This is a genomic window from Lysobacter terrae, from assembly GCF_054782215.1.
Genome location: NZ_BAAGSX010000012.1, coordinates 106,652 through 130,131, shown reverse-complemented (window position 1 = coordinate 130,131; position 23,480 = coordinate 106,652). Strand labels below are relative to the sequence as shown.

At 63.3% G+C, this 23,480-nt stretch carries 23 protein-coding genes; 17 read left to right on the top strand and 6 right to left on the bottom strand.

What is annotated here, in order from left to right:
• Positions 1-84: 84 nt before the first annotated feature.
• The 5 genes from ACYVJ8_RS17475 to ACYVJ8_RS17455 all read left to right on the top strand — a co-directional run bounded on the left by ACYVJ8_RS17475 (position 85) and on the right by ACYVJ8_RS17455 (position 3,433).
• Positions 85-930, top strand: coding sequence for a class I SAM-dependent methyltransferase (locus tag ACYVJ8_RS17475; RefSeq protein ID WP_460714817.1), 846 nt, complete (start codon positions 85-87; stop codon positions 928-930).
• A gap of 30 nt (positions 931-960) precedes the next feature.
• Positions 961-1,383: an MAPEG family protein gene (locus ACYVJ8_RS17470; RefSeq protein WP_460714815.1), complete on the top strand. Its 423-nt coding sequence runs from the start codon at positions 961-963 to the stop codon at positions 1,381-1,383.
• A 74-nt stretch (positions 1,384-1,457) separates the two neighbouring features.
• On the top strand, positions 1,458-1,694 hold the full coding sequence (locus ACYVJ8_RS17465; RefSeq protein WP_460714813.1) for a DUF2798 domain-containing protein: 237 nt from the start codon (positions 1,458-1,460) through the stop codon (positions 1,692-1,694).
• 10 nt (positions 1,695-1,704) lie between these two features.
• The gene (gene gcvA, locus ACYVJ8_RS17460) at positions 1,705-2,625 is read left to right on the top strand and encodes a transcriptional regulator GcvA (protein WP_460714811.1); all 921 of its coding nucleotides are present in this window, start codon (positions 1,705-1,707) and stop codon (positions 2,623-2,625) included.
• A gap of 97 nt (positions 2,626-2,722) precedes the next feature.
• The gene (locus tag ACYVJ8_RS17455; protein ID WP_460714809.1) at positions 2,723-3,433 is read left to right on the top strand and encodes an NADPH-dependent F420 reductase; all 711 of its coding nucleotides are present in this window, start codon (positions 2,723-2,725) and stop codon (positions 3,431-3,433) included.
• 26 nt (positions 3,434-3,459) lie between these two features.
• On the opposite strand, the gene ACYVJ8_RS17450 is transcribed toward ACYVJ8_RS17455, so the two are convergent.
• A complete protein-coding gene (locus tag ACYVJ8_RS17450; protein WP_460714807.1) occupies positions 3,460-4,269 on the bottom strand; it encodes an FHA domain-containing protein in 810 nt (269 codons plus the stop codon).
• Between the two features lie 145 nt (positions 4,270-4,414).
• Positions 4,415-4,705 carry a type II toxin-antitoxin system HicA family toxin gene (locus tag ACYVJ8_RS17445; protein WP_460714805.1) on the bottom strand — a complete coding sequence of 97 codons (291 nt, stop codon included), beginning with the start codon at positions 4,703-4,705 and terminating at the stop codon, positions 4,415-4,417.
• A 208-nt stretch (positions 4,706-4,913) separates the two neighbouring features.
• Between ACYVJ8_RS17445 and ACYVJ8_RS17440 the strand changes: the two genes are divergently transcribed.
• The 5 genes from ACYVJ8_RS17440 to ACYVJ8_RS17420 all read left to right on the top strand — a co-directional run bounded on the left by ACYVJ8_RS17440 (position 4,914) and on the right by ACYVJ8_RS17420 (position 9,821).
• Positions 4,914-5,297: a cupin domain-containing protein gene (locus tag ACYVJ8_RS17440; protein WP_460714803.1), complete on the top strand. Its 384-nt coding sequence runs from the start codon at positions 4,914-4,916 to the stop codon at positions 5,295-5,297.
• Between the two features lie 125 nt (positions 5,298-5,422).
• Positions 5,423-6,814 (top strand): S8 family serine peptidase, encoded by a 1,392-nt coding sequence (locus ACYVJ8_RS17435; protein ID WP_460714801.1) that lies wholly within the window; start codon positions 5,423-5,425, stop codon positions 6,812-6,814.
• Between the two features lie 162 nt (positions 6,815-6,976).
• Positions 6,977-7,396, top strand: coding sequence for a response regulator (locus tag ACYVJ8_RS17430; RefSeq protein ID WP_460714799.1), 420 nt, complete (start codon positions 6,977-6,979; stop codon positions 7,394-7,396).
• Between the two features lie 241 nt (positions 7,397-7,637).
• Positions 7,638-8,882 (top strand): beta-ketoacyl-[acyl-carrier-protein] synthase family protein, encoded by a 1,245-nt coding sequence (locus ACYVJ8_RS17425; protein ID WP_460714797.1) that lies wholly within the window; start codon positions 7,638-7,640, stop codon positions 8,880-8,882.
• A gap of 27 nt (positions 8,883-8,909) precedes the next feature.
• Positions 8,910-9,821 carry a crotonase/enoyl-CoA hydratase family protein gene (locus ACYVJ8_RS17420; RefSeq protein WP_460714795.1) on the top strand — a complete coding sequence of 304 codons (912 nt, stop codon included), beginning with the start codon at positions 8,910-8,912 and terminating at the stop codon, positions 9,819-9,821.
• Between the two features lie 8 nt (positions 9,822-9,829).
• Here ACYVJ8_RS17420 and ACYVJ8_RS17415 read toward each other — a convergent pair whose 3' ends face one another.
• Positions 9,830-11,911, bottom strand: a complete 2,082-nt coding sequence (locus tag ACYVJ8_RS17415; protein WP_460714793.1) for an ATP-binding protein — start codon at positions 11,909-11,911, stop codon at positions 9,830-9,832.
• 53 nt (positions 11,912-11,964) lie between these two features.
• Here ACYVJ8_RS17415 and ACYVJ8_RS17410 point away from each other — a divergent pair, with 53 nt between their 5' ends.
• From ACYVJ8_RS17410 to ACYVJ8_RS17390, 5 genes are all read left to right on the top strand, one after another.
• The gene (locus tag ACYVJ8_RS17410; protein ID WP_460714791.1) at positions 11,965-12,213 is read left to right on the top strand and encodes an acyl carrier protein; all 249 of its coding nucleotides are present in this window, start codon (positions 11,965-11,967) and stop codon (positions 12,211-12,213) included.
• A 473-nt stretch (positions 12,214-12,686) separates the two neighbouring features.
• A complete protein-coding gene (locus ACYVJ8_RS17405) occupies positions 12,687-12,911 on the top strand; it encodes a hypothetical protein (RefSeq protein ID WP_460714789.1) in 225 nt (74 codons plus the stop codon).
• Between the two features lie 165 nt (positions 12,912-13,076).
• Entirely contained in the window at positions 13,077-13,280 is a 204-nt protein-coding gene (locus tag ACYVJ8_RS17400) for a hypothetical protein (RefSeq protein WP_460714787.1), read from the top strand.
• A 155-nt stretch (positions 13,281-13,435) separates the two neighbouring features.
• The gene (locus ACYVJ8_RS17395; protein WP_460714785.1) at positions 13,436-15,211 is read left to right on the top strand and encodes a S8 family serine peptidase; all 1,776 of its coding nucleotides are present in this window, start codon (positions 13,436-13,438) and stop codon (positions 15,209-15,211) included.
• Between the two features lie 428 nt (positions 15,212-15,639).
• Positions 15,640-15,876, top strand: coding sequence for a hypothetical protein (locus tag ACYVJ8_RS17390; protein WP_460714783.1), 237 nt, complete (start codon positions 15,640-15,642; stop codon positions 15,874-15,876).
• Between the two features lie 191 nt (positions 15,877-16,067).
• Here the strand turns inward: ACYVJ8_RS17390 and ACYVJ8_RS17385 are convergent, their stop codons facing one another.
• The 3 genes from ACYVJ8_RS17385 to ACYVJ8_RS17375 all read right to left on the bottom strand — a co-directional run bounded on the left by ACYVJ8_RS17385 (position 16,068) and on the right by ACYVJ8_RS17375 (position 20,729).
• Entirely contained in the window at positions 16,068-17,210 is a 1,143-nt protein-coding gene (locus tag ACYVJ8_RS17385) for an ATP-grasp domain-containing protein (protein ID WP_460714781.1), read from the bottom strand.
• A gap of 160 nt (positions 17,211-17,370) precedes the next feature.
• Complete coding sequence (locus tag ACYVJ8_RS17380; RefSeq protein WP_460714779.1) at positions 17,371-18,630, bottom strand: HlyD family secretion protein; 1,260 nt, start codon at positions 18,628-18,630, stop codon at positions 17,371-17,373.
• Entirely contained in the window at positions 18,627-20,729 is a 2,103-nt protein-coding gene (locus ACYVJ8_RS17375) for a peptidase domain-containing ABC transporter (RefSeq protein WP_460714777.1), read from the bottom strand. Before ACYVJ8_RS17375 ends, ACYVJ8_RS17380 begins: the two co-directional genes overlap by 4 nt.
• 307 nt (positions 20,730-21,036) lie before the next feature.
• Between ACYVJ8_RS17375 and ACYVJ8_RS17370 the strand changes: the two genes are divergently transcribed.
• Both ACYVJ8_RS17370 and ACYVJ8_RS17365 read left to right on the top strand, forming a co-directional pair.
• On the top strand, positions 21,037-22,869 hold the full coding sequence (locus ACYVJ8_RS17370; RefSeq protein ID WP_460714775.1) for a sensor histidine kinase: 1,833 nt from the start codon (positions 21,037-21,039) through the stop codon (positions 22,867-22,869).
• Between the two features lie 49 nt (positions 22,870-22,918).
• Entirely contained in the window at positions 22,919-23,380 is a 462-nt protein-coding gene (locus ACYVJ8_RS17365) for a GNAT family N-acetyltransferase (protein WP_460714773.1), read from the top strand.
• Positions 23,381-23,480 lie beyond the last annotated feature (100 nt).

The window sequence follows — 23,480 nt, the reverse complement described above, 5'->3', positions numbered from 1 at the left end:
AAGAACCGCCCGGAGTTTCGGACAAGCCGCGCGCCGTGGGGCTGCAGACAATGACTGCACCCCCGCACCGTACCGGAGAGCGCCATGTCGCTGGCAAGAGACCTACCCGAGCAGGCACCTTCGGCCGAGCCCGATTTCGCCGCCATCAAGACCAAGCAGCAGGCCACTTGGGCGAGCGGCGATTTCGCAGTGATCGGTACGACATTGCAGATCGTCGGTGAAACCCTGGCCGAGGCCGTCGATATCCGCGCCGGTGAACGCGTGCTGGATGTCGCCGCCGGCAACGGCAATGCCACCCTCGCGGCGGCACGTCGCTTTGCCCAGGTTACGTCCACCGACTACGTTTCGTCGCTGCTGGAAAAAGGCGCCGCACGCGCCAGCGCCGAGGGATTGCGGGTCACGTTCGAAGTGGCCGACGCCGAGGCCTTGCCTTATCGCGATGGCAGCTTCGATGTGGCGCTGTCCACCTTCGGCGCGATGTTTACCCCCGACCACCAGCGCCCCGCCGACGAAATGCTGCGCGTCGTGCGCCATGGAGGCCGCATCGGCCTGGCCAACTGGACGCCCGAAGGTTTCGTCGGTCAGTTGTTCAAGCTCATCGGCCGGCAACTGCCACCGCCGGCGGGTCTTGCTTCTCCCGCCCTGTGGGGCACGGAGCCGCACATCGTGCGCCTGTTCGGGCGCCACTCCACCGACATCCGCTGCGAACGCAAGCTGTTCAATTTCCGCTACGCCTCGGCCGAGCACTGGCTGCAGATCTTTCGCGAATTCTATGGGCCGACGCACAAGGCATTCGCCGCGCTCGATGCGGGCGGGCAGCGCGAACTCGAGGCCGCCATCATCGACCTGCTCGAACAACGCAATGTCGGTGGTTGCGATTCGCTGGTGGTGCCGGCGGAGTACCTGGAGGTCGTGATCGTCACGCAGTGATCGGCGTACCCGCAAACCAGGAGGCGTGCCATGTCATTTCCCCTTTTGATGTTGCTAGGGTTCGCCATCTGGACCGCGCTGGTGTTGATCTGCACCATCGGCGTCTATCGCTTGAGCCGAGTCTTCACCGGCCGGGCCGGCATGGCCGCCTTCCCCGCCGATGCGACCCAGGGTGCTGCGTGGTATCAGCGGGCGATGCGCGCCCACGCGAACTGCGTCGAGAACCTGCCGCTATTCGCCGTCGTGGTGTTCGCCCTGCATGCGAGCGGGATCTCGACCCCGGCCACGGACATCATGGCCGGCATCGTGCTCGCGGCACGCGTGGTTCAGTCCGTCGTGCACATCTCCACCGTGCAGACGGACCGGATGGTTACCGTCAGGTTCTCTTTCTTCTTTGCGCAGCTGGCCTCTTTTCTTGGCATCGCGGCAACGGTCATCGCGCGTGCCGTGTGACAAAAGGCCGGTTCTGTTCGCGTCGCTAACGAATGCGCCAGAATGGCCGCGCTCGTCCTTGAGTCATCATCGCCATGACCGACCCTGTCGACCAACGCGCACAACGCTGGCTGCCGGCCTTCCTCGCCATCGGCATGTCCGCGTTCGTGGCGTTGGTGGTCACGGCGATCAATACCGGCATCGATGCGGCCTTGTTGCTGCGCTGGCTGCGTGCGTGGGGTATCGCCTGCCCGGCGGCGATCGTCGCGGCCTATCTGCTGCGTCCCCTGGCGTGGCGGGCCGCGCGTGCGGCGGCGCGGTGGATTCCGTAAGGTAGAGCGCATGCCCGAGTCCGCGAAGCCATCACGATTGGTGCACCTCAACGCGCTGCGCGCTTTCGAAGCCGCGGCGCGGCACCAAAGCTTCGTCGCCGCGGCCGACGAACTCAGCGTGACGCCTTCGGCGATCAGCCAGCACGTCAAGGCGCTGGAGGACTACCTCGGGCTGTCGTTGTTCGTGCGCGGCAAGACGGGCGTCACGCCTACTCCGGCGGCCCTGGATGCCTATGCAGATATCCGCGATGGCTTGTCGCAGCTCGCGCGTGGCTTCAACCGACTGCGCGGCGCCGATGCCACGCGCGCGGTGGTGCTGACGGTGATGCCGTCGCTGGCGGCGAAGTGGCTGTTGCCGCGCATCGAGCGCTTCCAGGCTGCGCATCCGGATATCGAACTGCGCTTGGACACCACGGGCCGCCTGGTGGATTTCGCCAGCGAAGGCGTGGATCTGGGCATCCGTCTTGGCCTTGGCGGTTACCCCGGCCTGCTGTGCGAACGCTGGCTGGAGGAATCGCTGATCCCGGTATGCAGCCCGGCGCTGCTGCCGAAAGATCGGCCGATGACGCCCGCGGATTTGCTGAAGCTGCCGCTGATTCACGACCGCACGATCGATTTCGACCCGAGCTATCCGGACTGGCGCACCTGGTTTCAGGCGCGCGGCCTGGCCACGCCGGACAGCGCACGCGACTTGCGCATGAACTCGTCGCTGCTGGCGATCCAGGCGGCGATCGAAGGGCTCGGTGTGTTGCTCGCGCGCAGTGCGCTGGTGCAGGCGGATCTGCGCGCCGGCCGGCTGGCGCAGCCCTTCGCCGAAGCCGAGACGACGCGTTGCGCCTACTTCGTGATCATGCCGCCGGCGGCTGCGGAGCGCGCCGCGGTGAAAGCGGTGCGCGATTGGCTGTTCGAAGAGGCACTGCGGGCGTCTTAAGCATTAGCAACGCTTACGAGGTGCGTGCGTAAATCTCGTTTGCCGGGCCGGCAGGGCATGTCTAGCCTGCGCTCAGATTCCTTCGCGAGCCTGGCTTATGAACGCTTCCGCACTCTTCCCGTCAGCCGCCGGCTTCGACTTGGGCGTGCTCGGCACCGGCCGCATGGGCGTGCGCCTGGCGGCCATGTTCGCCCGCGCCGGGCGGCGTGTGCTGCTCGGTTCTCGCACGCCCGAACGCGCCCGCGGCATCGTCGAAGAACTCGGCATGCCCAACCTGGCGGCGGGTTCCTATGAGCAGGCGCTGGCAGCGAACGCGGTGCTGCCGGCGGTGTTCATCCGCGACGGTTTGTTCGATCTGCTTGAAGCGCACCGGCCGCTGCTGGACGGCAAGCTGCTGATCGATATCGCCAACCCGTTCAATGATGACTACAGCGATTTCATCCTGCCCTGGTACACCAGCGGCGCCGAACAGCTGCAGCAGCGCTTCTACAAGGCCCGCGTGGTCGGGGCGTTCAAGAACGTGTTCTGGGAAGTCTTCGACGCGCCGGTGCTCGAAGGCCAACGCAGCGATGTGCTGGTGGTAGGCGATGATGCCGTGGCGAAGCAGGCCTTGATGGACCTCGCGCAGGGCACGCCATTCCGCTACCTGGACGCAGGCCCGCTGAAGCATGCGCGCACCGTCGAGCGGCTGACGCTCATCACCGGCGCGCTGGGGCGGCAGCTAGGCACCTATCCGCGGATGAACTGGCGGCTGTTGGGCGACGCCGACGCAACGCAAACGCGAGATCGTCGGGTAGCCGCCTGCTGATTGAAAGGAAGCTGGACCTCAAGCACCTACAGCAGATAACCGGCACCCAGTGCCGCTAGCGCAAGCACCATGCCGCCGATCGCTACCGTTGCGGCCCAGGGGCGGCGGAGTTCCGGTACGGCTTCGGCAGTGCGAACGGCACGTATGTCTTCGCCCCTGTTGGCGCCGTTGTTGGTGCCACTGCCGGCAAGGCGGAACCGCACCTGGTCGAAGCGGATTTCGTCGCCGATGTGCAGCGTGTAGTGGCGCACGCGGTGGTCGTTGACGAAAGTGCCATTGGTCGACGCCAAATCTTCGACGAGCACGCCGTCGCCCGCGGGTATCAGACGCGCGTGCAGGCGCGAGAGACCGGGGGCATCGACGTGGATGTCGCACTCGGGCGAACGGCCGACCGTGAGCGCGCGCGCCAGGGCGTAGCTGCGGCCGAATGCGCCGCCGGTCACGCCGCGCAGCACGAACGCGGGCAGCGTCGCGTGGACGCAGGTCGCGCCCGGTGCCGCGCGAACCACCGGCGCCGCTGCGCCGCCGCACGCGCGTGCGCAGTCCGTGCCATCGGCTGCCGCCACCCGTGCGCGCACTTGATCGAAGGCCACGCTGTCGCCGGGACGCAGCGCGATCAAACCGTCGACGCGGCGTCCGTTCACTTCGACCGGCGTTCCGTGCGGGACGTCGAGCATCACCCCGATATCGCTCACACGCAGCTGGCCGTGCTGCGGTCGCACGCCAGGGTGTTTGAGCACGATCTGTGCAGCGGGGTCCGAGCCGATGCAGGCGACGCCGGGATCCAGCCGCACTTGCGGATGCTCGCCGCGAGGGAATACGAGCGTCAGGGTCATCGGGACTCTCCTCGTGATCGGCTTGGCGGGGCCAGCCGGGGGCGGGGCACGGTTGCTGAACGGGGGCGACGCTAGCGGCGCGACTGCATCGGGCGCGTGAACGTGCCGGGCGCTGGCTCGGCATGCCGCGGGACGTCGCGGGGAGTCAGTGATCCGGCTCGTCGCCGCGTTGCTCGTACAAAGACGGCGTCACCCCGGCACTGGCCAGGTAGCCGCGCAGGCTGCGCACGGCATTGCGGTCCAGAGCCGTGCCCTGATGCGGGCGATGCAGCACCGCTTCCACCTGCTTGATGCGAAAGCGGATGCGATTGCCGGTCAGGGTTTCGACTTCCGCGCCCAGGTGGTGCAGCAGCGATTCCACTTCACGCCAATGGATGTTGGCGCTGACCGGGTCGTGGAAGATGGTACGGATAAGTGCGCCGTGGCGATGGCTCATGGTCAGCCCCTGCATCCGCGTTGGAAACAACGAACAGGCCTTCTCCAGGTGCGCAGGATGCCTGCAGTGACCCTTCTTACGCCGTGAACGCCGGGACGCCGGTCGGAATGCTGCGTTTCGCAGGCCGGCGCCCGCGCCGCCCGGTCGCGCGCAGACTGGATCGCCGCTGCCGGTAGGCCCGCAGCGCAACCCCCACAAGGTCCCTACGATGAACGTCGAATTCCCAACCGCTGAAGAATACTCGGCCGAGAAGGCGCGCTTTCCCGCCCTCACGGTGGTGGACGTGCAACAAGAACAGGCAGCCGTCACGCAGACGTATCGGAATCAGGTGCTACTCGACGTCAATGGCGACTGTGTGCGGCTCTCCGTGTTCGAGGGGGAATACCGCTGGCATCACCATCCGGATTCCGACGAGCTTTTCCTGGTGGCGGCCGGCGAGCTCGAGATCGATTTCGAGGACGGCACCCAGGCCAGGCTGACGCCCTGGCAGTGCCTGCTGGTGCCGGCCGGCGCCGTGCACCGCACGCGCGCGATAGGACGCACGGTCACGGTGACGTTCGAGAAGCAGGCGGCGAGCGCGGTATTCCTGTGAAAGGAAAGACGCCTCACAAAGATTGACGATGCCGCGCGAGGCGGTCACCGATTAGAAATGGAACAGCGACGGGCCTCAAGGGGACGTCCGTCGCCTGTCGACAAGAATTCTAATGGGGACCCATCATGAGCATACGTTCACTGGCCTGCATTTTGGCCATCAGCAGTATTGGCTTTGGTGCTTCGGCACAGGCGGCAACTTATGTCGTCAGCGCCAAGCGTCTGTCCTTCGATCGGCAGCTTGCGCGCAGGGTCGAAGCGGCGGGCGGTATCGTCACCGCCCGCCTGCCCCAGATCGGTGTGGCGTTCGTCGAATCCAGCGACGGCAACTTTGCCGCGCGTGCCGCCATGGTGCCGGGCATCCTCTCGGCCGAGGCCGATATCGACCTTCAACTCGAAGATCCGGAAGTGCAGGCTGCGCAGGACACCGTTGGCACTCCTCCCCCGTCCGGCGACGGCGACGCCCGTTTCAGCCTGCAGTGGGGAAACGCGGCCATCGATGCCGCCGGTGCCTGGAACCAGGGCCAGCGTGGCAAGGGCGCAATTGTCGCGGTGCTCGACACGGGCGTGGCCTGTCAGCACGAAGACATCGCGCCGAACCTGCTGCCGGACTCGACGTCGTTTGTGTCTGGCGAAGGGGTGTGCGAGATCCCGCTCAATCGCTTCAACCACGGCACGCACGTCGCCGGCATCATCGCCGCAGCGGACAACGGTGCGGGCACGATCGGCGTTGCGCCGGAAGCGAAGATACTCGCAGTGAAGGTGATGTCCGCGCGGGACGGTAGCGGATACCTCAGCAACGTCATTCAAGGCATCGTCTATGCCGCCGATCACGGGGCCGACGTGATCAATATGAGCCTGGGCATTTATTCCGCGAGCTACCGCGGACTCCGACCCCAGATCCATGCGTTCAGGCGCGCGGTGCGGTACGCCCGCAAGAACAACGCCATCACCATCGTAGCGGCGGGCAATAACGCGGCCAATCTCGATCAGAGCGTGATCGTCTGCTCACAGGGCCGATGCCGTCGCGTCGATTTTCGGGAGATTCCGGCGGAACTGCCAGGCGTGCTGGCGGTCTCCGCGACCACGCCGGTCGGCTGGGCGATCAATCCCGCCGGCAATCTCGATCATCTGGCCAGCTATTCCAACTATGGTCGGTCGGTCATCGCGCTTGCCGCGCCCGGTGGTGATACGCCGCTGTACGGCACGGCACAGGGCTCGGCGTCGTGCACCGTAAGCGGATTCACGTATCCGTGCTATTCGTTCGACATGGTGCTGGCGGCAGGCGGCATGACCGCCGATGGCCGCAGCCAATACTTCTTCAGCGGCGGCACCAGCATGGCCGCACCGCACGTCGCCGGTGTTGCCGCGCTGATCATCGGCAAGCACGGCGGCGAAATGGCGCCGGCGGAAGTCGAGCGCATCCTGCGCGCGTCGGCGGATGATCTGGGCAAGCCAGGCAACGACGACGCCTATGGCGGTGGCCTCGTCAATGCCGCCAAGGCCGTGACCTACTGATCCGGCCGAGAGGTCACGCATGCGGCCGCCTCTGGGCGGCCGCATGCATTTTTGGCGCGAACAATCTTTCCAGTTAGTCGCTTCGCGTTGCGAAATAGCGAACACCCCGTTCTCCACGCCGAGCCGACCCAACACGCTTTTGCCATGCCAGCATGAAAGCGCATGGACCAGCGCATCGATATACAACCCGCACGCAAAGTAATCGTCGCAGACGATTTGCCATCGGCCCGAGTACTCGTGGCGGCGTTGCTCACACACCACGGGTACCGGGTCTACCAGGCCGCGACGGCAGCGGAGCTCAACGACCTGCTGCTGGCGAGCCGTTTTGACGCGGTCATCCTCAACCTGACGATGCCCCCGGCGAAGGGACCAAGCTACGTTTCCGATGTGCGCGCCCTGATGAGCGAGGACGCAAAACTGGTTGTCTACTCTGCGGGCGACGGGCAACGGGTCGGGGCCGTCGTCAAGCAGGCCGGTGCGGATCATTTCTTTCACTCGCCGATCAACTTCAGCGCATTGCTCACCTTGCTGGAGGTTGGCGGCAGCCCGAAGGTCGACAATGAGGTGCGCGAACGCACGTAGTGCCAATGGCCACGCGCCTGACGCCGCGCGCCCCGCAAACGTCGTTTGGTCCCTAGCCGGACGAGGCACTTGCACCCCACCCATGGTCGTGTACCCGGGTGGCGGTCACGGAAAAATAGGGTAGGTCAGTTGCCAAATGCGGAAGGCGGCGCCTACTGTGAGGTCTGACCATTGAGGGCCGGGCTCGGGACGGAGCAGAGCTGGGACCGCACTACTGCGTAAGCTCCACAGGGGGGCTGCCGTGCTGAAGCGACGCGTTGCAATAACGGGGATGGGCGTTTTGTCCCCTCTGGGCCTTTCCGTGCCCGAACTGACCAAGGCGCTGCGCACGGGCAAGTCCGGCATCAGGCTGTTGGAGGTGCCGAAGCTCCCGGGCACGTATCCGGCCGGGGTTGTCGAAGGGGCTTTTTCCAATCTCTTTACGAGACTCGAGCAGCCGTTCCTCGACCGCTGCCACGAGATGGCGATCGTCGCCGCGCGCCAAGCCATCGACGATGCGGGGCTAGGATCGTTTGAGGCCTACGGACCACGTGCTGGCCTGTACTACGGCAATGTCAACGGCGGCGTCGTTTCAGCGCAGAACTGGTACGAAGACCTTCTTGTGCAAGGGAAACATAAGGCCCGCCCGTTCAGTGCCATGTCGATCATGTCAAACAGTGGCGCGGCGCAGGTCGCCATACGCAACAAGATCTTCGGACCGGTAGTCACGCATGCGAGTGCGTGTGCATCGTCCGGTGTCGCCATCGGCGAGGCGATGCGCGCGATCGCCGACGGATATCTCGATGTGGCCGTGGTCGGTGGCGCGGAGGCGCCGCTTACTGCCGCGTTGATCGGCGTGTTCGATGGCACTCGGGCATTGTCCAAGGCCGATCCGGACGATCCTTCCCGGACCTGCAAACCTTTTTCACGCGATCGCTCCGGCCTGGTCCTGGGCGAGGGCGCGGCCTTTCTCGTGCTCGAAGCCGAAGAAAGCGCACAGCGTCGCGGCGCCGCAAAGCACTACGGCTATGTCCGCGGTTACGGCGTCTCCTGCGATGCGCACCACATCGGCATGCCGGAGAGCCAGGGCCAGATCCGATGCCTGCACCAGGCACTGGCGAGCGCAGGCGTCGAGGCCTCCGACGTTCAATACGTAAACGCACATGCAACGGCCACGGACGGTGGTGATGTCATCGAGGCGACTGCTATCCGGGAGGTATTCGGTGCGTCCGAAGACTCGGCAGCGGTCAGCTCGACCAAGTCGGTACACGGTCACCTCCTCGGCGCGACCAGCGCGTTGGAGTGTTTGATCACCGTTGTAGCCATCAACGAATCCCTGTTGCCCGCCAGCGGCAACATGGGCGTCGTCGATGAGCGTTGTAGCCTGAACCACGTAGGGGAACGTCCGCGCGAAAATTGCGAGATCGATGTGGCAGTGAGCTTCTCTTGCGGGTTTGGTGGAACAAACGCTGCACTGGTGCTAGGCAGCCGGCGCAGCCCCATGTAACCACGCCTAATTCAACGAGGAGTCCCCATGAGCGCTTTGCCGTCGTACCCCGATGCTTCCTCCGTTCTTGCCCTTCCCCATGCCCGTTTCAGCAGACGCGTCGTAACCGAGCTGCGGCAATTGGCTTCGGAAGCTCTGTGGGTCCGCTTCGATCCGGACGCGGAAACCGGTTTGCAGAATTTCACCTGGTCCCTGGTCGATGAGTTTCAGGATGTCCTGGACTCGCTCTATCCGGTCGGTGCCAAGGCGCCGGTAGCGAATGCGCCGCGCTATACGGTTCTGCAGTCCTCGCATCCGGAATACTTCAGCGTAGGCGGCGACCTTCGCTTCTTCCGCACGTGCATCGAGGCGCGAGATGCGAAGCGCCTGCACGACTATTCCATGAAGTGCCTCAACCTGATGTATTCCTGGGCCACCAAGCTGAAGGGCCACAACACCTCGATCGCCCTCGTGCAGGGACGCGCCCTGGGCGGTGGATTCGAGATGGTGTTGAGCACCGACTATGTGATCGCGGAGCAGAGCAGCTCGTTCGGCTTCCCGGAAATCATGTTCGGACTGTTCCCGTGCACGGGCGCGATGGGTCTGTTGGCGAGCAGGGTGGGTGCAAGGCAGGCCGAGAGGATGATGACCAACAAGAAGATCTATTCGGCGGCAGAGCTGCATGAGATGGGCCTGATCGACGAGCTCTGCGACGACGGCTGCGGCGAGCGGGCCGTCGAGCGGTACATCGATGAGCACACCCGCCGGCAGAAGGCCTTGTTCAAGGTGCAGCAGAGCCGCTACCGGCATTCCTCCCTGAACTACAAGGAAGGCTGCACCGTCGTGGACGACTGGGTCGAAACGGCTATGAGCCTCAGCGTGGAAGAAGTTCGCACCATGGAAATGCTCATGCTCATGCAAAAGAACGAACCTTCCGCAAGCCGATCGTTGGCCGCCTGAGGCCGGCGTCAGGCCGAGAGGCTGGCACCGGCGAAGGGCAAGCGAAGCTGTTCCAGTGCATCCAGTGTTGCCTCGCCCGTAGCGGCGAGGTCGATGCGCAGCTTTTCATGGGACGCGTTGAGCTGACTGCCGGTCAGGGACATCAGGCGCTCGCATTGAGCGCCTAGCCTGGCCGCGCCGATATTGAGTCCGACGCCTCGCAACGCATGCGCCTGGTGGTGGACCGAACGCAGGTCCTTGGCCGCAATCGCGGAAGCAAGCTCCTGCAACAGCGTGCTGATGTCGGAGATTCCGTCGCCGATGATGGAGTGGATGAACTTCGGATCGTCCTTGATCTCGCGCAGGGTCTCCAGGATGGCCATGTCGACGTACTCGACAGGTACCGCTGCAAGCTTGACCGAGGCGCGTTCGACCGTGGCGTCGTACCTCGCTTCGGCGCCGGCCTCGTCCGGGAACACGGAAGCCAGCGCGCCACGCAGCTTCTCGAACGTGAGTGGCTTGTAGACGACGCCCGCGGCGCCGGCCTTGTTGAGTTTGGAGGCCGTCGCGCTCGAGGTATCCGCCGTGACGAAGAAGGTCGGCGCGGGATTGATGCGGCCGAAGCAGTACGTTTGGAAGACGGTCAGGCCGTCCAGGTCGTCCATGTTGAAATCCAGCATGACGACGTCGAACGGCGACGTCGCAAGCTGCTGCAGCGCTTCGTTGCCGCCGTGCGCAACGGAAACCACGTGGCCGTCCTTCGCCAGCATTTTCTGCAGCAGTTCCAGGTTCAGCGCATTGTCGTCGGCCACCAGAATCCGCTTGGGCGAAAGCACCGGTGCGAAGGGCTGCTCCGATAGTGGCGCCACCGCTTTTGCGATGGGCATCTCTACTTCGAACCAGAACTGGCTCCCCTTGCCGATCGTGCTGGACAACTGCAGATCGCCTCCCATCCGACGCACGTGCTCGCGGGCGATGGTGGTGCCAAGGCCGGTCCCGCGGTACTGCCGCCGGTCGCCCGTCTCGACGCGATAGAACGGATCGAACAGCTTCGTCTGATGTTCCGGGGCGATGCCTATGCCGGTGTCGGTTACGCCAAACCACAGGGCATAGCTGCGGTCGTTGCCGGCCCGCAACTTGATCTCGAGCGTAACGCTGCCCTCGTGAGTGAACTTGACGGCATTGCCTGCCAGGTTCATCAGTACACTGGTCAGCTCGTGGGGATGCCCCAGGACGGGCCGCACGATACGTTCGTCAATGATCACGCAGAATCGGATTCCCTTTGCCGTAGCGGTTTCCCCCAGTGCCGTGAGCACGTTGCCGATAACGGTGTTCAGCTCGAACGGTACCGGCGGACCAGCGGCGGGCTGCACCCCCTGCTTCGACAGATCGAGAAGCTGGCTGATCTCGGTATCGAGGTTGCCGGAGAGCTGCAGGATCGACTGGACCAGCTTGCTTTCGGAAGGCTTGACGTGTCCCTCCAGAAGCAGGGCGGCCGACACGATGCCGGTCAGCGGGGTACGCAGCTCGTGGCTGACGTTGGCCAGGAGCTGCGTCTTTGCCTTGCTCTCGTGCTCGGCCAGGGCTTTGGCGTCGCGCAGGTCGCGCATCAGCGAACCGGCGTACATCGGCACGGCCAGCAAGAGGATCAGGTGCGATAGCCCGAAGAACGGATGGCTGCGCCAGAACGGAGATTCGATCAGGACCCAGGCGAACCCGAGGATGGATATGCCCTGGCACACGCGCATGATGTTCGGGCCGATCCGGAACCCGAATCCAAGGATCGTGAACAGATAGAAGCCCATCAACAGGATGGCGGATTCGCCTTCGACGAACAGCCACGCCGAAAGGATGACCGGATCGAGGATGGCCGTGCCTACGGCAATGTCGCGCCACGAAAGAGGCCCGGGGTGGCGCGACACGATGAAGGTAACGATGGCGTACAGGATGTAGGCGGTCAGCAGGCCCGCTTGTGACGCATGCGCACCACCAGATTGCGACCACGCATTGACGAGAATCGCAATGAGGGCGACCGGAACGCCAAGCTTGACCCGGACCCCAGACTGGGCGAGGACGGCCTTCTGAATTTGCTCCGGACTTACGTCGTCCATCCCCTGAAGGTTCCTATTGCTTGTACGATGTGAATGCAACGGAGGCGCCTTACATGAAACGCGAAGAGATCTTCGAAAGTCTGAAAGAGTTGGTGGCCGAGCGGTTCGACCTCGATGGCAAAGAGCTCACCCTTGCAACCACGCAGTCCGACCTGGGTATCGATTCGATCCTGATGGTAGACCTGATGATGGATGTCGAGGAGCGCCTGGGGGTTACGTTCAAGAACCTGGACCTGGTCAAGAATCCCACTCTCGGCGATATCGTAAACCTCGTCGAGGCGAACGTGGTGGCCAAACCCTAGCCTGGCCAAGGGGCCCCGCTTAAGACCTGCCGGGCTCCGGATACGCTTCGTTCCGTTCCAGTCGTCACGTCCTGCCCTTGCGCCACGCAGGACGGACTGAATGAATGTCCCTTTGCGGCCCCGCTTGTCCGTACATCGCGGGCAAGCGCTTCGTCACTCCGACGCGCATCCTGTACGAGTAGCCGAGTGTCGACAGCGGCTCTTCGACGCAATGTCGAAGAGCGAGTTTGCGCGTAGCAAACGAGGCGTGCGAACGCCTACTCAACTTTGGGGATTCTCAAGCAGGCCACCGTGAAACACGCTGGCCTCGCATTAGCGAACGCGCCAATCGTGGGGCTTATCAGGGGGATCCCCTTCGATGCCAGGGCTTGCGCCGCTGTCGGGTCAATGCGCGAGGACACTCCACCTGAGTTCGTCGCCCATCCCTTTTGGATCGGGGGCATAGCGATCCAAATCCCAAGAGGAAGTGTCTTATGGAGAGCAAGCAAAAGCGAGTGCTGGGCCGCGTGCTGGCCACCGAGGAAGTCAACATGGTGGGTGGCGGCGGTTCCGAAGAATGCATGGTGGTGGATGGCGGTGATTCCGAAGTGTGCTTGGTGGATGGCGGTGACGGCGGATTTGGTTCTGAGAAGAAAACGAAGCCGTATACCGCAGATCTAATTCTCTGGGCTGAGGAGATGCCGGCCCCGATCATGTAGCGCCGTTCTACGCGTGCGTCACCAACTTTGCGGATGTTCAGCGTCAAATGCCCGTAGCAGCATCGGCCGGCACGCGTAAGTGCATCGGTCCGAGCAGCAATTAATGCGTGGCCAGGGTGCGGGACGACGTGCGCTTTCACTACCTTCCCTACTCAGGAGATACCCATGAACAAGACCGCACTCGTTGCAGGCGTCGCACTGACGCTGATCGCCAACCTCGCCTTTGCCGACAACTCGTCCAACCAGGTGGGCTTCAAGCGCGACACCACCATCGCCGCGCCGCCGTCCTGCCTGCCGGGCCAGACGCTGATCCCGATCTACAGCGCGACCGGAAGGATCATCGGCTGGAAGTGCGTCGGTAACGCCTAACCGCAAAAAATCGAACCCACGAGACGACCGTGCCTGCTCGCAGGCACGGTCGTCGTGTTTCACACGAATGGCCGAGCGTGCTTCGGGCTTTCCATCGCAGCAACGCGCAGCGCGGATCACGCTAGTGCCAGCCACTTCCTGGAGGAAAAGCAAACATGTCGTCAGTCTCGAATCACCGCATAGTTGCGCCCGCGCTCAGGGTCGCTATCGCTGTTCTCATTTCTTCCCTTGCCACGCCAGCCATGGCAGGCCGCGTCGAGCTCTTTGGCTTGAAGTCGATGGATAAGCATGACCAGTTCATCGTCGGTTACCGCAAAGGTACGCCCGAGCGCAAAGATGTTGCCAAGGCTAGGGAGGCCTTGGCGCGCGCCGCCAAGGCGCCCATAGGCGGCAAGGCGCTTGGGTTGCACCATCTGCGCCGCATGGGCATCGGTGCGGATGTTGTGCGTGTCGATCGCAAGCTGGACCGTGTGGAAGCCGAGTCGCTGATGCGTCAGATCGCCGCCGACCCGGATGTGGAGTACGTCACCGTCGACAGGCGCCTGCAGGCGATGATGTCCCCGAACGACCCCATGTACGCCAATCAGTGGGATCTATTCGGAACCTACGGCATCCTCGCCGATCAGGCGTGGGACGTTACCCAAGGCGCGGGTGTCGTCGTGGCGGTGATCGACACCGGCATCACGAATCACAGCGACCTCAACGCAAATATCCTGCCCGGTTATGACTTCATTACCGATCCCGCGGTGGCGAACGATGGAGACGGCCGCGACAGCGATCCGAGCGATCCCGGTGACTTTGTCGTCGCCAATCAGTGCGGAAATGGTAGTTCCGCGCGCAATTCGAGCTGGCATGGTACTCACGTCACCGGCACGGTGGCCGCCCTGACCAACAACGCAAACGGCATCGCCGGCGTTGCCTACGCGGCCAAGGTGGTGCCGGTACGCGTCCTCGGGAGCTGCGGTGGCGATACATCGGACATCGCTGATGCGATCGTCTGGGCGTCCGGTGGCAGCGTGGCGGGCGAGCCGGACAACGCCAATCCTGCAGAAGTCATCAACATGAGCCTTGGCGGACAGGAGCCATGCGACACGGTGATGCAGAGCGCGATCGACATCGCGGTCAGCAACGGCACGACGGTGGTCGTCGCGGCGGGCAACAGTAACGCCGATATATCCGGGTTCACACCCGCAAGCTGCAAAAACGTCATTGCCGTCGGCGCCACTACCAACACGGGCGCGCGGGCCACCTTTTCAAACTGGGGTTCACCTGTCGACATCGCTGCGCCGGGTACCAACATCCTGTCCACGCTCAACAGTGGAACGACTTCGCCTGTCGCCGAAACCTATGGGAAATATCAGGGAACCTCGATGTCCGCGCCGCACGTAGCCGGCGTGGCAGCGCTGATCCAGGCGGTAGCGCCGATACCCAAGACGCCCGCGCAAGTCGAAGACCTGATCAAGTGCACCGCAACGGGCTTTCCGTCGACGCCGTCGATGCCCATTGGCGCCGGTATTCTCAATGCACAGAAGGCTGCGCTTGTCGCCGAGGCGGTACCGCAGAGCTACAGCAGCGCTATGGGCCCGTGGAGCACCGGACCTGTCTCGATCACCCCTGGGTCGACGGTGGTCCAGTCACTGAAGGTGTCCGGCCCGGGCAATGCGTCCTGCAATACGCAGATCTTCGTCAATCTCAATCATCCCAATCCGGGGATTCTGCAAGTGGATCTGATCGCGCCCACTGGCGCGGTCTACCACCTGGGCTCGGGTCTGTCCTTCGGCCCCAGCTCGCTACCCACCTTTCTGAATCTGTCGAACGAACCGCGGTCTGGCTTCGGGTCTGTCGGGACCTGGAAGCTAAGAGTGACAGATACGAACCCGTCGGGAGTCGTCACGGGATCACTGATCGACTGGTCGATCTCCTTCAACTGAGCCTCATGCGCGTGAGCGCCTGATGCCAAGCCCCGGCTTACGCCGGGGCTCTTTTTTTGTGCGCGATGGATGCAAGGCGCACACGACGATAGGCCGAGCAAAAATATCGCGCTGCTGCGTTTCTAGTGATGTTCTCTTTGTAGAACACGATGCATGAGTTCCGACGACGCAGATGTTCAATCGAAGGTTCTGCCGCTAGTCAAGTTTGGGGATTCTCAAGCAAGCGTCCGTGAATGAGGATGGACTCGTATAGCGAGTGCACCACGTCCAGCAGGTTGGAAAGAGTTGGTTGAGTGACCGCAACCTTTCCGCGCTTCTCGGGGTTGCGTACGCGAGTAGCTCAATGTGCGAGGACACTTCGACTGGAGTCAGTCGCCCATCCCTTTTGGATCGGGGGCATAGCGATCCAACTTATGAGGAACTGCAGTATGGCTAATGAGCAAAAGCGAGTGCTGGGCCGCGTGCTGGCACACGAAGAAATCAACACGGTTTGCGGTGGCACCCTTCCGAATACCATCGACGGCTACAAGTCTGATCCTACTGACAGCGATCCGGTTGGGGGCGTCGGGGTCGGCTGGATTGACGTCGTAGTGCTGCATAATCTCACCGGCGGGGACGGCGATTTTTCGGACCCGGCCTACGACATTAACATTACATTCCCTTGAGCTTCGTCGCGATCCGGATGGCCATGCCGGCGACACGGAGAGCGGCGGGCCTGCCGACATAGCGCAGTCATGGCGTGCTAGCGCCAACAATTGTCGTACAACGACCGCGCCTGCTTGCAGGCGCGGTTCTTTTTTCTTGATGTGTCGCCGCCAGCAACGTCAGCGCACAAGAACAACGAATCTCGACGGACCTATATCGCTGCAGTGGAGGGCGCTGCTGCTGCGTCCTTGTGGCCTTGCGTCGTCTGCTCTCGACGCCGCTTGTCATCGGCGATGATCTGGCCTGGATTACAGCGCGTCATCAGGTCTTGGTAGCTCACCGAGTCGCTCGAGGGCTGATGGCGATAGTTGGGGTTCCTGCTCTCGATCAAGCCACACAAGCCATCGAACACCTGCAGTTCCGGGCACCACATCTCCAGGAAGATGAACTGGCCTGCCTCATTGACTTCGAGATAGATCCACTCGTCCTGGGGGGTGACGATGAAGTCGAAGGCGCCAGCGACCAGGCCCAGCGCCTTCATCAGTCGTCGGCACGCCGCGAATACCGGTTCCGGCAACGTAACCTGGCCCGACACCATGCCGGCGCTCTGATGAAGCCGCCAATCCATCTCGCCGTAAGCGATGCGGCTGGGATCGATCTTCATCGCAAAGCAACTATCGCCGAAGAACTGCGCGCGAACCTCGAATTGCTTTTCGATCTTGGCCTGAAAGATCGCGGGGGTATAACGCAGGGGGGAAGCGGCTTCGAGGCTCTCTGCAGTAACCAGCGCGGTATAGGTCCCCATGCGCTTGTCCTCCTCGTCCCAACCATATCCTCGTAGTGGTTTATGAATGACCGCGGCCTGAGCGTCGATAAACTCCCTCAAGCGATCGTCACGGTTGGTGATCAGCGTAGGCGGAATGCTGAGGCCGCACTTGGTCGCCATCGCCAGCTGATAAGGCTTGTAGTCGGCCTGCATGGCCGCGTATTTCGGGTTGATGCAGAACGCGCCGGAGGCGAGCGCATCGATGGCGCCGTGAGCCGAGCGCAATTGCGCGCGCACGTACTCGCGATCTTCCGGCGCGACGGCAGTCGGAGAGGTGGGATAGGCGATGCGGCGATTCCATAGGACATCGATGCTGCAGAGGTCGGCCGTGCCGTCCAGCGTATGCAGGAAGGCGCAGCTCCCGGATTTGTCATAGGAAAACTCGATCTCGGCGTGATCGGGAAGATCGCTGCCGAAGTAGCGGATGACGTTGTGGCCACGCGCCTTGAGCGCGGATTCGACAAGAACGGCGTGCCAGTCGTTGTCGGGCTGGCTGTGGATCAATACGTTCAGGGGTTCGCAAGACATGGGTATTCTCGGTGAATGGGTGCTTTGTTGGGTCAGTGCTGCATTTCGACGCGCTGGCGTGCTTCCATGTCCGCTCGCGGCATGCTCATCCATGCGCGATGACGCGGGATATCCCAAAGATTGACTAGGTGGATAGGCGTCGCCGCGTGGATGCAGCCCTCTAGCTTCCGACCCTCCCGTGCAGCGCATACAGCGGCTCCAGCAACCACTCGTAGAGCTTTCGGCGATCGCCCAGGATGTCCGCTTCCAGCGCCATGCCCGGGCGCAGTGGCTCCGGCTTGCCGTATGCGGTCACCGATTGCGCATCGAGCGCGACCCGAACGCGGTAGTAGGAATCGGCGCCCTGTCCACCGCCCGTCGACGGACCCGTTTCAGGGCTGACCGCACTGCGCGAAACGGCAATGACACGGCCGCGGTAGTGGCCGAACTTCTGGTAGGGATAGGCCTGGTAGCGCAGCAGTACCGCGTCGCCTGGCTCAATGAAGCCCACCGCGCGGCTCGGCACCAGCAGTTGCGCTTGCAGCTCGGAGCCCTGCGGCAGCACCGTGAGCAAGGGCTGTCCCGCTTGCACCGCCTGCCCGGGCTCGACCAAGCGGCTCGCGACGATCCCTCCTACTGGCGCTTTCACCAGTAGCTCGCCATTGGTCTCCTGCTGTACGCGTTCTTGTTCCAGAAGTGCACGGTCGCGTTGCAGGCTCGCTTCCTGCGCTTGGCGTTGCGCCGGCAACTCGTGCAGCTCCTGTTCCATTTGCGCGATGCCGCGGCGCAGCTCGGTGGCCTGCCGCTCCAGTGCTTCGCGTTGGCTTACCTGTTCCAGCCGCGCCTGTTCCTGCTGATCCAGTTGCACCTGGCTGACGTACTGGGTGCCGGCGATGCGGCGATAACGCTCGGCGGTGCCTTCCGCGAGCCGGATCTGTTCGGTGCGCGTAGCAACGGCTTGCTCGACCTGGCGCAGCTCCTGGCGCGCGATCGCCAGCTGCCGCGAAGTTCCCCCGATCCGCGCATCGACCTGCGCAAGTTGAGATTCCCCTAAGCGCTGCGTGCTCGCTTCACGTGCATGCATGCCCGCGCGCATCACGACGAGTGAATCCTGTCCGCCCGCGGTCGCGCGGGGCACGTCGATACGCGCCAGCGCACCGCCTGCCTGGACACGATCGCCCTCATCGGAAAACAAGCGGCTGACCACACCGGAGGTGGGCGCGACCACAGTGGACAAGCCCAGGTTGGGTACCAGTTGCCCGACGACTCGCGATCGGCGGCTGTATTCGCCGAGGATCAGGAAGCCGAGGATCAGCGCGGCGGCGACGACCGCAAGGCTGGCGAACGCCCAAAGGCGCAGCGGCTGGGCGAGCGAGATTCCGCCCAGGTGGCTGCCGCTCCGGGCCTGCGCTACCTCGCGGCGAAAGAGCTCGTGATTCATGACCGTTCGGCCTCCGCAGCCGCAGCCGGTTGAGTCCGGGGCTCCTGTACGATTCGACCGCCATGCAGCCTGAGGACGCGATCCGCACTGGCGATGGTTTCAGGGCGGTGGGCGATGATGATCCGGGTCAACTTCAACCCGCGCACGGCACCGTTGACCAGGCGCTCTCTGTCGACGTCGAGATGGCTGGTGGCTTCATCCAGGAACAGCAAGCGCGGGTTTCGATACAGCGCGCGGGCGAAAATCACGCGTTGTTTCTGCCCGCCCGACAGAGTGGTACCCATATCGCCGATCAGGCTGTGGTAGCCCATCGGCATCGCGACGATTTCTTCGTGGACCGCCGCCAGTCTGGCGGCTTCTTCGACACGCTGCAGGTCGTAACCGTCCTCGCCAAAGGCGATGTTCTCGGCGACGCTGCCGGCGAAGAGTTGATCGTCCTGCATGACCGCGCCGACCCATTGCCGGTAGTGACGCGTGCCAATCTTGCGAAGGTCGATGCCATTGATCGCGATGGCGCCTTCCGCGGGGGACAGCAAGCCCAACAGGAGTTTGACCAAGGTGGTCTTGCCGCAACCCGACGCGCCGACGATGGCTACCGACTCGCCACTTTCGACAAGGAAGCTGCAATCTTTCAGCACCCAAGGCTCGCCTTCGGCGTAGCGGAAGCTCAGCCCGGATACGCTCAGTCGCGCCGTGGTGGGCACCTCGATTGCCTGCTCGGATCCCTCGTCTGTTTCCGGCTCGGTGAGCACAATGTCTGCCAGACGTTCACCGTACAGACGCAGCATCCGGAACTCGATCGACTTGTCGATCAGCGATGCGATGCGCTGGGAGAACTGATCCTTGTAGGCCAGGTAAGCCACCAGCATGCCGACCGAGAACACACCCTTCACGGCCAGCGTGGCGCCGATCCAGATCACCGCGATGCGCTCGATCCCGAAGATGAGCTGATTGGCAGAGCTGAAGGCCAAGCCCAATTTGGCGATGCCTACGTCCCGATTCACGGTTTCATGCATCAGGTTGAGATAGCTCGAGCGCCGCGCCGGCTCGCAGCCGGCGATCTTGATCGACTGGATGCCGCGAATGGATTCCAGCAGCTGGCTTTGCTGCTTCGAGGAGGCGACCAGCTGCTGCTCGGTGCGGTCGCGCATCGGGCTGTAAGCGACCCAGCGCAAGCAGAGGTAAAGCGCCACGGCGACCAGGGTGACCACGGCCAGGCCCGCGTTGTACAGCAGCATCATGCCCAGCGTGATTGCGGTCATCAGGCCATCGATGAGCGCCTCGACGAAGCTGCTGGTCAAGGTTCGCTGGATCGACTGGACTGCCCCCATGCGCGACGTGATGTCGCCGATGTGCCGCTTCTCGAAGAAATCTAGCGGCAGCCGGATCAGATGGGCGAATACATTCCCCATCCACTGCAGGCCGAGCTGAGTCGAGAGGTAGATCACCGCCCAGCTGCGTAATGCGCCAATGGCGATCTGGAGCAGCATGGTCAAGCCGAAACCCAGCCCGAGCACCGCGAGCAGGTCCAGATCGGCTGCGACCAGCACCTGATCGATGACCCATTGCATAAAGAACGGGCTGATCAGCGCAAACACCTGGAGTGCGAGCGAGAGTGCCAGGATCAGGCCCAGGGACCGCCATAAGCCGGTCACGCGACCGGCGAGTTGGCGGATCGAGATCGACGGGGCCGCACGCTGCGGCTCGAATGCCGATGTCGGTGCCAGTTCCAGTACCACGCCGGTAAGGTGCTGGGAGACTTCCGACAGAGGAAGCACGCGTTTGCCGACAGCCGGATCCAGCAGCGTGACCTTGTTCCCGTCGGTCTGCACCAACACGACGTAATGGCTCAGGTCCCAGTGGAGTATGCAGGGCGTCGTGAGTTCGGACAGGTCTTCCAGCTCAATGCGCAACGGGCGGCAATTGAAACCCAGCCCATCGGCAATGACGATCAGACGGCTCAGTGCTGCCCCTTTGAGGGACAACGGGAACCGGCGGCGTAGCTCCCTCAGTCCTATAGCGTTCCCATGGTGCGAGGCCACCATGGCAAGACAGGCCAGGCCGCACTCGGAAACCTCTGTCTGCAACACTACTTTCATAGGGGCTTCGACAACGCGATGGGCGTGACGATCTCACGAGCGCGGTCGCGCAAAATTTCAAATGAGGCAACGTGCTGTTCTCAGTTCAAGAACACCGCACAGCGGCACGTACCTTTGCGCCACGAAGACGCAACCATCGATCGGCAGATGTTCGTGATGTCGCAACCCATGGTTGACGCGCGATGGCTTGGCAGTGCCGAAGCGACCTGCGACGGTAGTGCGACTTGGATTTGTCTCCGCGGTACACCTGAAGGTGTCTACGGGATGCAGGGAGCGCGATAAGAAGCGGGATCCTGCGGGAGTTGATTTGAGTACCGTCCGACTGCCAACTGTAAGCGAGCTGCTCTTTTGGGGAAGCCTGGTCGCGAGCATTCTGGTGGTCACTGTTCTGCTTCGCTACACGGAACCCCCTGAAGCTGGGTGTCTTGCCGAAGTCGGCGAAAAGATGGAGAACGGGCAAAGCCGACAATTGCCCTTTCCCGTAGTCATCACTCCGTACCAGCGGCAGGAGAGGCGAGTAACGCTCTATAAGCAGCTGGTCTACGGAAAAGTCCCCAAGAAGCCACAGGCGATATTTCTCGAGAATGCGGCGCCCTACCTTCGGGCAAGCCTGAATGGCGTCGACTTGACGCCGGACGTGGATCTTTCCAGAGGCGACGTTCGGATTCTCGGGCCTCAGCTGATTCCTTTTGCCGGCGACTTGCTTCATGGCGGGGGGAACAACCTGGTCCTGGAGCTTCCGCTGAGCGATTCGCTGGGCGAGGTGAGGCTGGAAGCGCTCTGTGTCGGCGACTATGAAGCACTGAACCCTATCTATCAGGCGAATTGGTGGCGCCAGGTAGGCACTGCCCGCGTCTGTCTGGTCCTGCTCCTGATGATGGCGCTGCTGACGCTCGGTATGTGGTTTCTGCGCGAGGGGAGACAGGCGCTGTATTGGTATTGGGCCATCCTGGCACTGATGTTCCTGTGGATTTCCTACACCGCGTTCGGCTGGAAGCCGGGGGGCGTGATGCTGCACCGGTTCATTGCCGACTCCAGCCTCGGCGTCATCCTGTGGGCGATGAGCCAGTTGATCTCGCATCTGTGGCGCGCGCCGATGCCCGCTCTGCAGCGCGTGCTCATCTTGTGCGCGGCGGGTTCGGCGTTGATATGGCTATCCAGGAGTCTGTTCGGGTATCAAGGCAGCTCGCTTTTCTATGCGGCGTCACTCATCCAGGTGGCCTGTGCCATCGCTCCCTTGTATTGCTGCAGGTCGCGGATCGATGAGCGAATGTTCGGGCGGGAACTCCGGGCCCTTTACTGGGCGAACTATCTTTCGGTCGGGTGCGGCGTGGTGGACGTGGCTATCCTGATGACGTCCCGGGACTGGCATCTCGGATTGGCCTATGCGATCAGCGCGACGGTCATCGCGGGGGCGCTGCTGTTCGTCATGATGCGAAGGATCGTGCTTGGCCTCGAGATCCTGCGCCACTCCAGTTCCGCACTAGGAGTCGACACGCATCTCCTCCTGGACCGGGCCTCGCCGGACCTGGCCCAGCGCCTGCTGTCGGAGTTGTCCCGACGCGGTGCCAACGACGAGCGCCAGCGCCTGCTTCGCGATATTCACGACGGCTTCGGTTCCAGACTGGTCGGCGTGCTCGGAGCCCTTCGCCGTGGAGGCACGGGGGCGGACTTGTACAACGGGGTGCATCGGGCATTGCTCGACATGCGCATCATGGTCGATGCGCTGGATGAAGGCGCGGACACCCTGGACGTTGCGCTGGCCATGCTGCGTTACAGGACAGAGCCCATGCTGGAATCGTCAGGCATCGCATCCACTTGGAAGCTGGATCGGGTGGGGTCGGTGCGGATCGTCGACCGGCGAAGGCTGCTGCAGTTGCTTCGATGCATCGAAGAGGTCGTGGGCAATGCCATTCAGCATTCGCGCGCCAACGCGGTGGTGTTCGAGGGGTGCGCAGACGGCAAAACGCTCACGATAAAGGTGACCGACGATGGCTGTGGCCTGAAAAGGCCGCACGCTCGCGGCCAGGGGTTGAAGAATATCGACCATCGTATTCGGACATTGGGTGGAACCTGGACGATCCGTCCGGGCCCTGATGCGACCGGCACCCAAGTCGAACTCTTGCTGCCGTACGTCTGATGCGGCGCTCTGCACGCCGCCACAACCGCGACGGCGTAGCATCGTCCCTGTGCTGGCCCTCCCTTCCATCCGCCTTGCCACTCCGGCCGATGCGCGCGCGATCGCCGAGTTGTCGCGCGATGCCATCGAGTACGGGCTGGTCTGGACCTACACCCCCGCGCGAATCCTCGCGGCCGTGCGTAGCCGCAGCACGAATGTTGCGGTGGTGCGTGACGGCGGCAACCTGATCGCGGCCGGGGTCATGGACTACGGCGATACATCGGCCCACCTAGTGCTGCTGGGTGTGCAACACGAACATCGCCGCCGTGGGCTCGGCCGGCACGTGCTGGCCTGGCTGGAAACTTGTGCGGTGACGGCCGGGTTGCGCAGGATCGGGCTGGAAGTGCGCGCCGATAATCCAGGTGCCGTCGCGTTCTACGAAGCCTCGGGCTACCGCTTCCGCGATCGCGTGCCGGGGTATTACCGCCCCGGCCTGGATGCCGTGCGCCTCGTGAAGCGATTGGGTGTTTGAGTCGCGGTCCATCCCCTGATCGGGCTCCGAGGGTCGCCAACGCGATTGCCGAGGGCAGACGCGTGGTCCGGTTTGGCCAATAATTCGCTGCGATCGTGCA

Bases quoted from the DNA above. Each gene is read 5' to 3' on its own strand.
- ACYVJ8_RS17475 (WP_460714817.1), top strand. From the start codon at position 85: ATGTCGCTGGCAAGAGACCTACCCGAGCAGGCACCTTCGGCCGAGCCC.
- ACYVJ8_RS17470 (WP_460714815.1), top strand. From the start codon at position 961: ATGTCATTTCCCCTTTTGATGTTGCTAGGGTTCGCCATCTGGACCGCG.
- ACYVJ8_RS17465 (WP_460714813.1), top strand. From the start codon at position 1,458: ATGACCGACCCTGTCGACCAACGCGCACAACGCTGGCTGCCGGCCTTC.
- gcvA (WP_460714811.1), top strand. From the start codon at position 1,705: ATGCCCGAGTCCGCGAAGCCATCACGATTGGTGCACCTCAACGCGCTG.
- ACYVJ8_RS17455 (WP_460714809.1), top strand. From the start codon at position 2,723: ATGAACGCTTCCGCACTCTTCCCGTCAGCCGCCGGCTTCGACTTGGGC.
- ACYVJ8_RS17450 (WP_460714807.1), bottom strand. From the start codon at position 4,269: ATGACCCTGACGCTCGTATTCCCTCGCGGCGAGCATCCGCAAGTGCGG.
- ACYVJ8_RS17445 (WP_460714805.1), bottom strand. From the start codon at position 4,705: ATGAGCCATCGCCACGGCGCACTTATCCGTACCATCTTCCACGACCCG.
- ACYVJ8_RS17440 (WP_460714803.1), top strand. From the start codon at position 4,914: ATGAACGTCGAATTCCCAACCGCTGAAGAATACTCGGCCGAGAAGGCG.
- ACYVJ8_RS17435 (WP_460714801.1), top strand. From the start codon at position 5,423: ATGAGCATACGTTCACTGGCCTGCATTTTGGCCATCAGCAGTATTGGC.
- ACYVJ8_RS17430 (WP_460714799.1), top strand. From the start codon at position 6,977: ATGGACCAGCGCATCGATATACAACCCGCACGCAAAGTAATCGTCGCA.
- ACYVJ8_RS17420 (WP_460714795.1), top strand. From the start codon at position 8,910: ATGAGCGCTTTGCCGTCGTACCCCGATGCTTCCTCCGTTCTTGCCCTT.
- ACYVJ8_RS17415 (WP_460714793.1), bottom strand. From the start codon at position 11,911: ATGGACGACGTAAGTCCGGAGCAAATTCAGAAGGCCGTCCTCGCCCAG.
- ACYVJ8_RS17410 (WP_460714791.1), top strand. From the start codon at position 11,965: ATGAAACGCGAAGAGATCTTCGAAAGTCTGAAAGAGTTGGTGGCCGAG.
- ACYVJ8_RS17405 (WP_460714789.1), top strand. From the start codon at position 12,687: ATGGAGAGCAAGCAAAAGCGAGTGCTGGGCCGCGTGCTGGCCACCGAG.
- ACYVJ8_RS17400 (WP_460714787.1), top strand. From the start codon at position 13,077: ATGAACAAGACCGCACTCGTTGCAGGCGTCGCACTGACGCTGATCGCC.
- ACYVJ8_RS17395 (WP_460714785.1), top strand. From the start codon at position 13,436: ATGTCGTCAGTCTCGAATCACCGCATAGTTGCGCCCGCGCTCAGGGTC.
- ACYVJ8_RS17390 (WP_460714783.1), top strand. From the start codon at position 15,640: ATGGCTAATGAGCAAAAGCGAGTGCTGGGCCGCGTGCTGGCACACGAA.
- ACYVJ8_RS17385 (WP_460714781.1), bottom strand. From the start codon at position 17,210: ATGTCTTGCGAACCCCTGAACGTATTGATCCACAGCCAGCCCGACAAC.
- ACYVJ8_RS17380 (WP_460714779.1), bottom strand. From the start codon at position 18,630: ATGAATCACGAGCTCTTTCGCCGCGAGGTAGCGCAGGCCCGGAGCGGC.
- ACYVJ8_RS17375 (WP_460714777.1), bottom strand. From the start codon at position 20,729: ATGAAAGTAGTGTTGCAGACAGAGGTTTCCGAGTGCGGCCTGGCCTGT.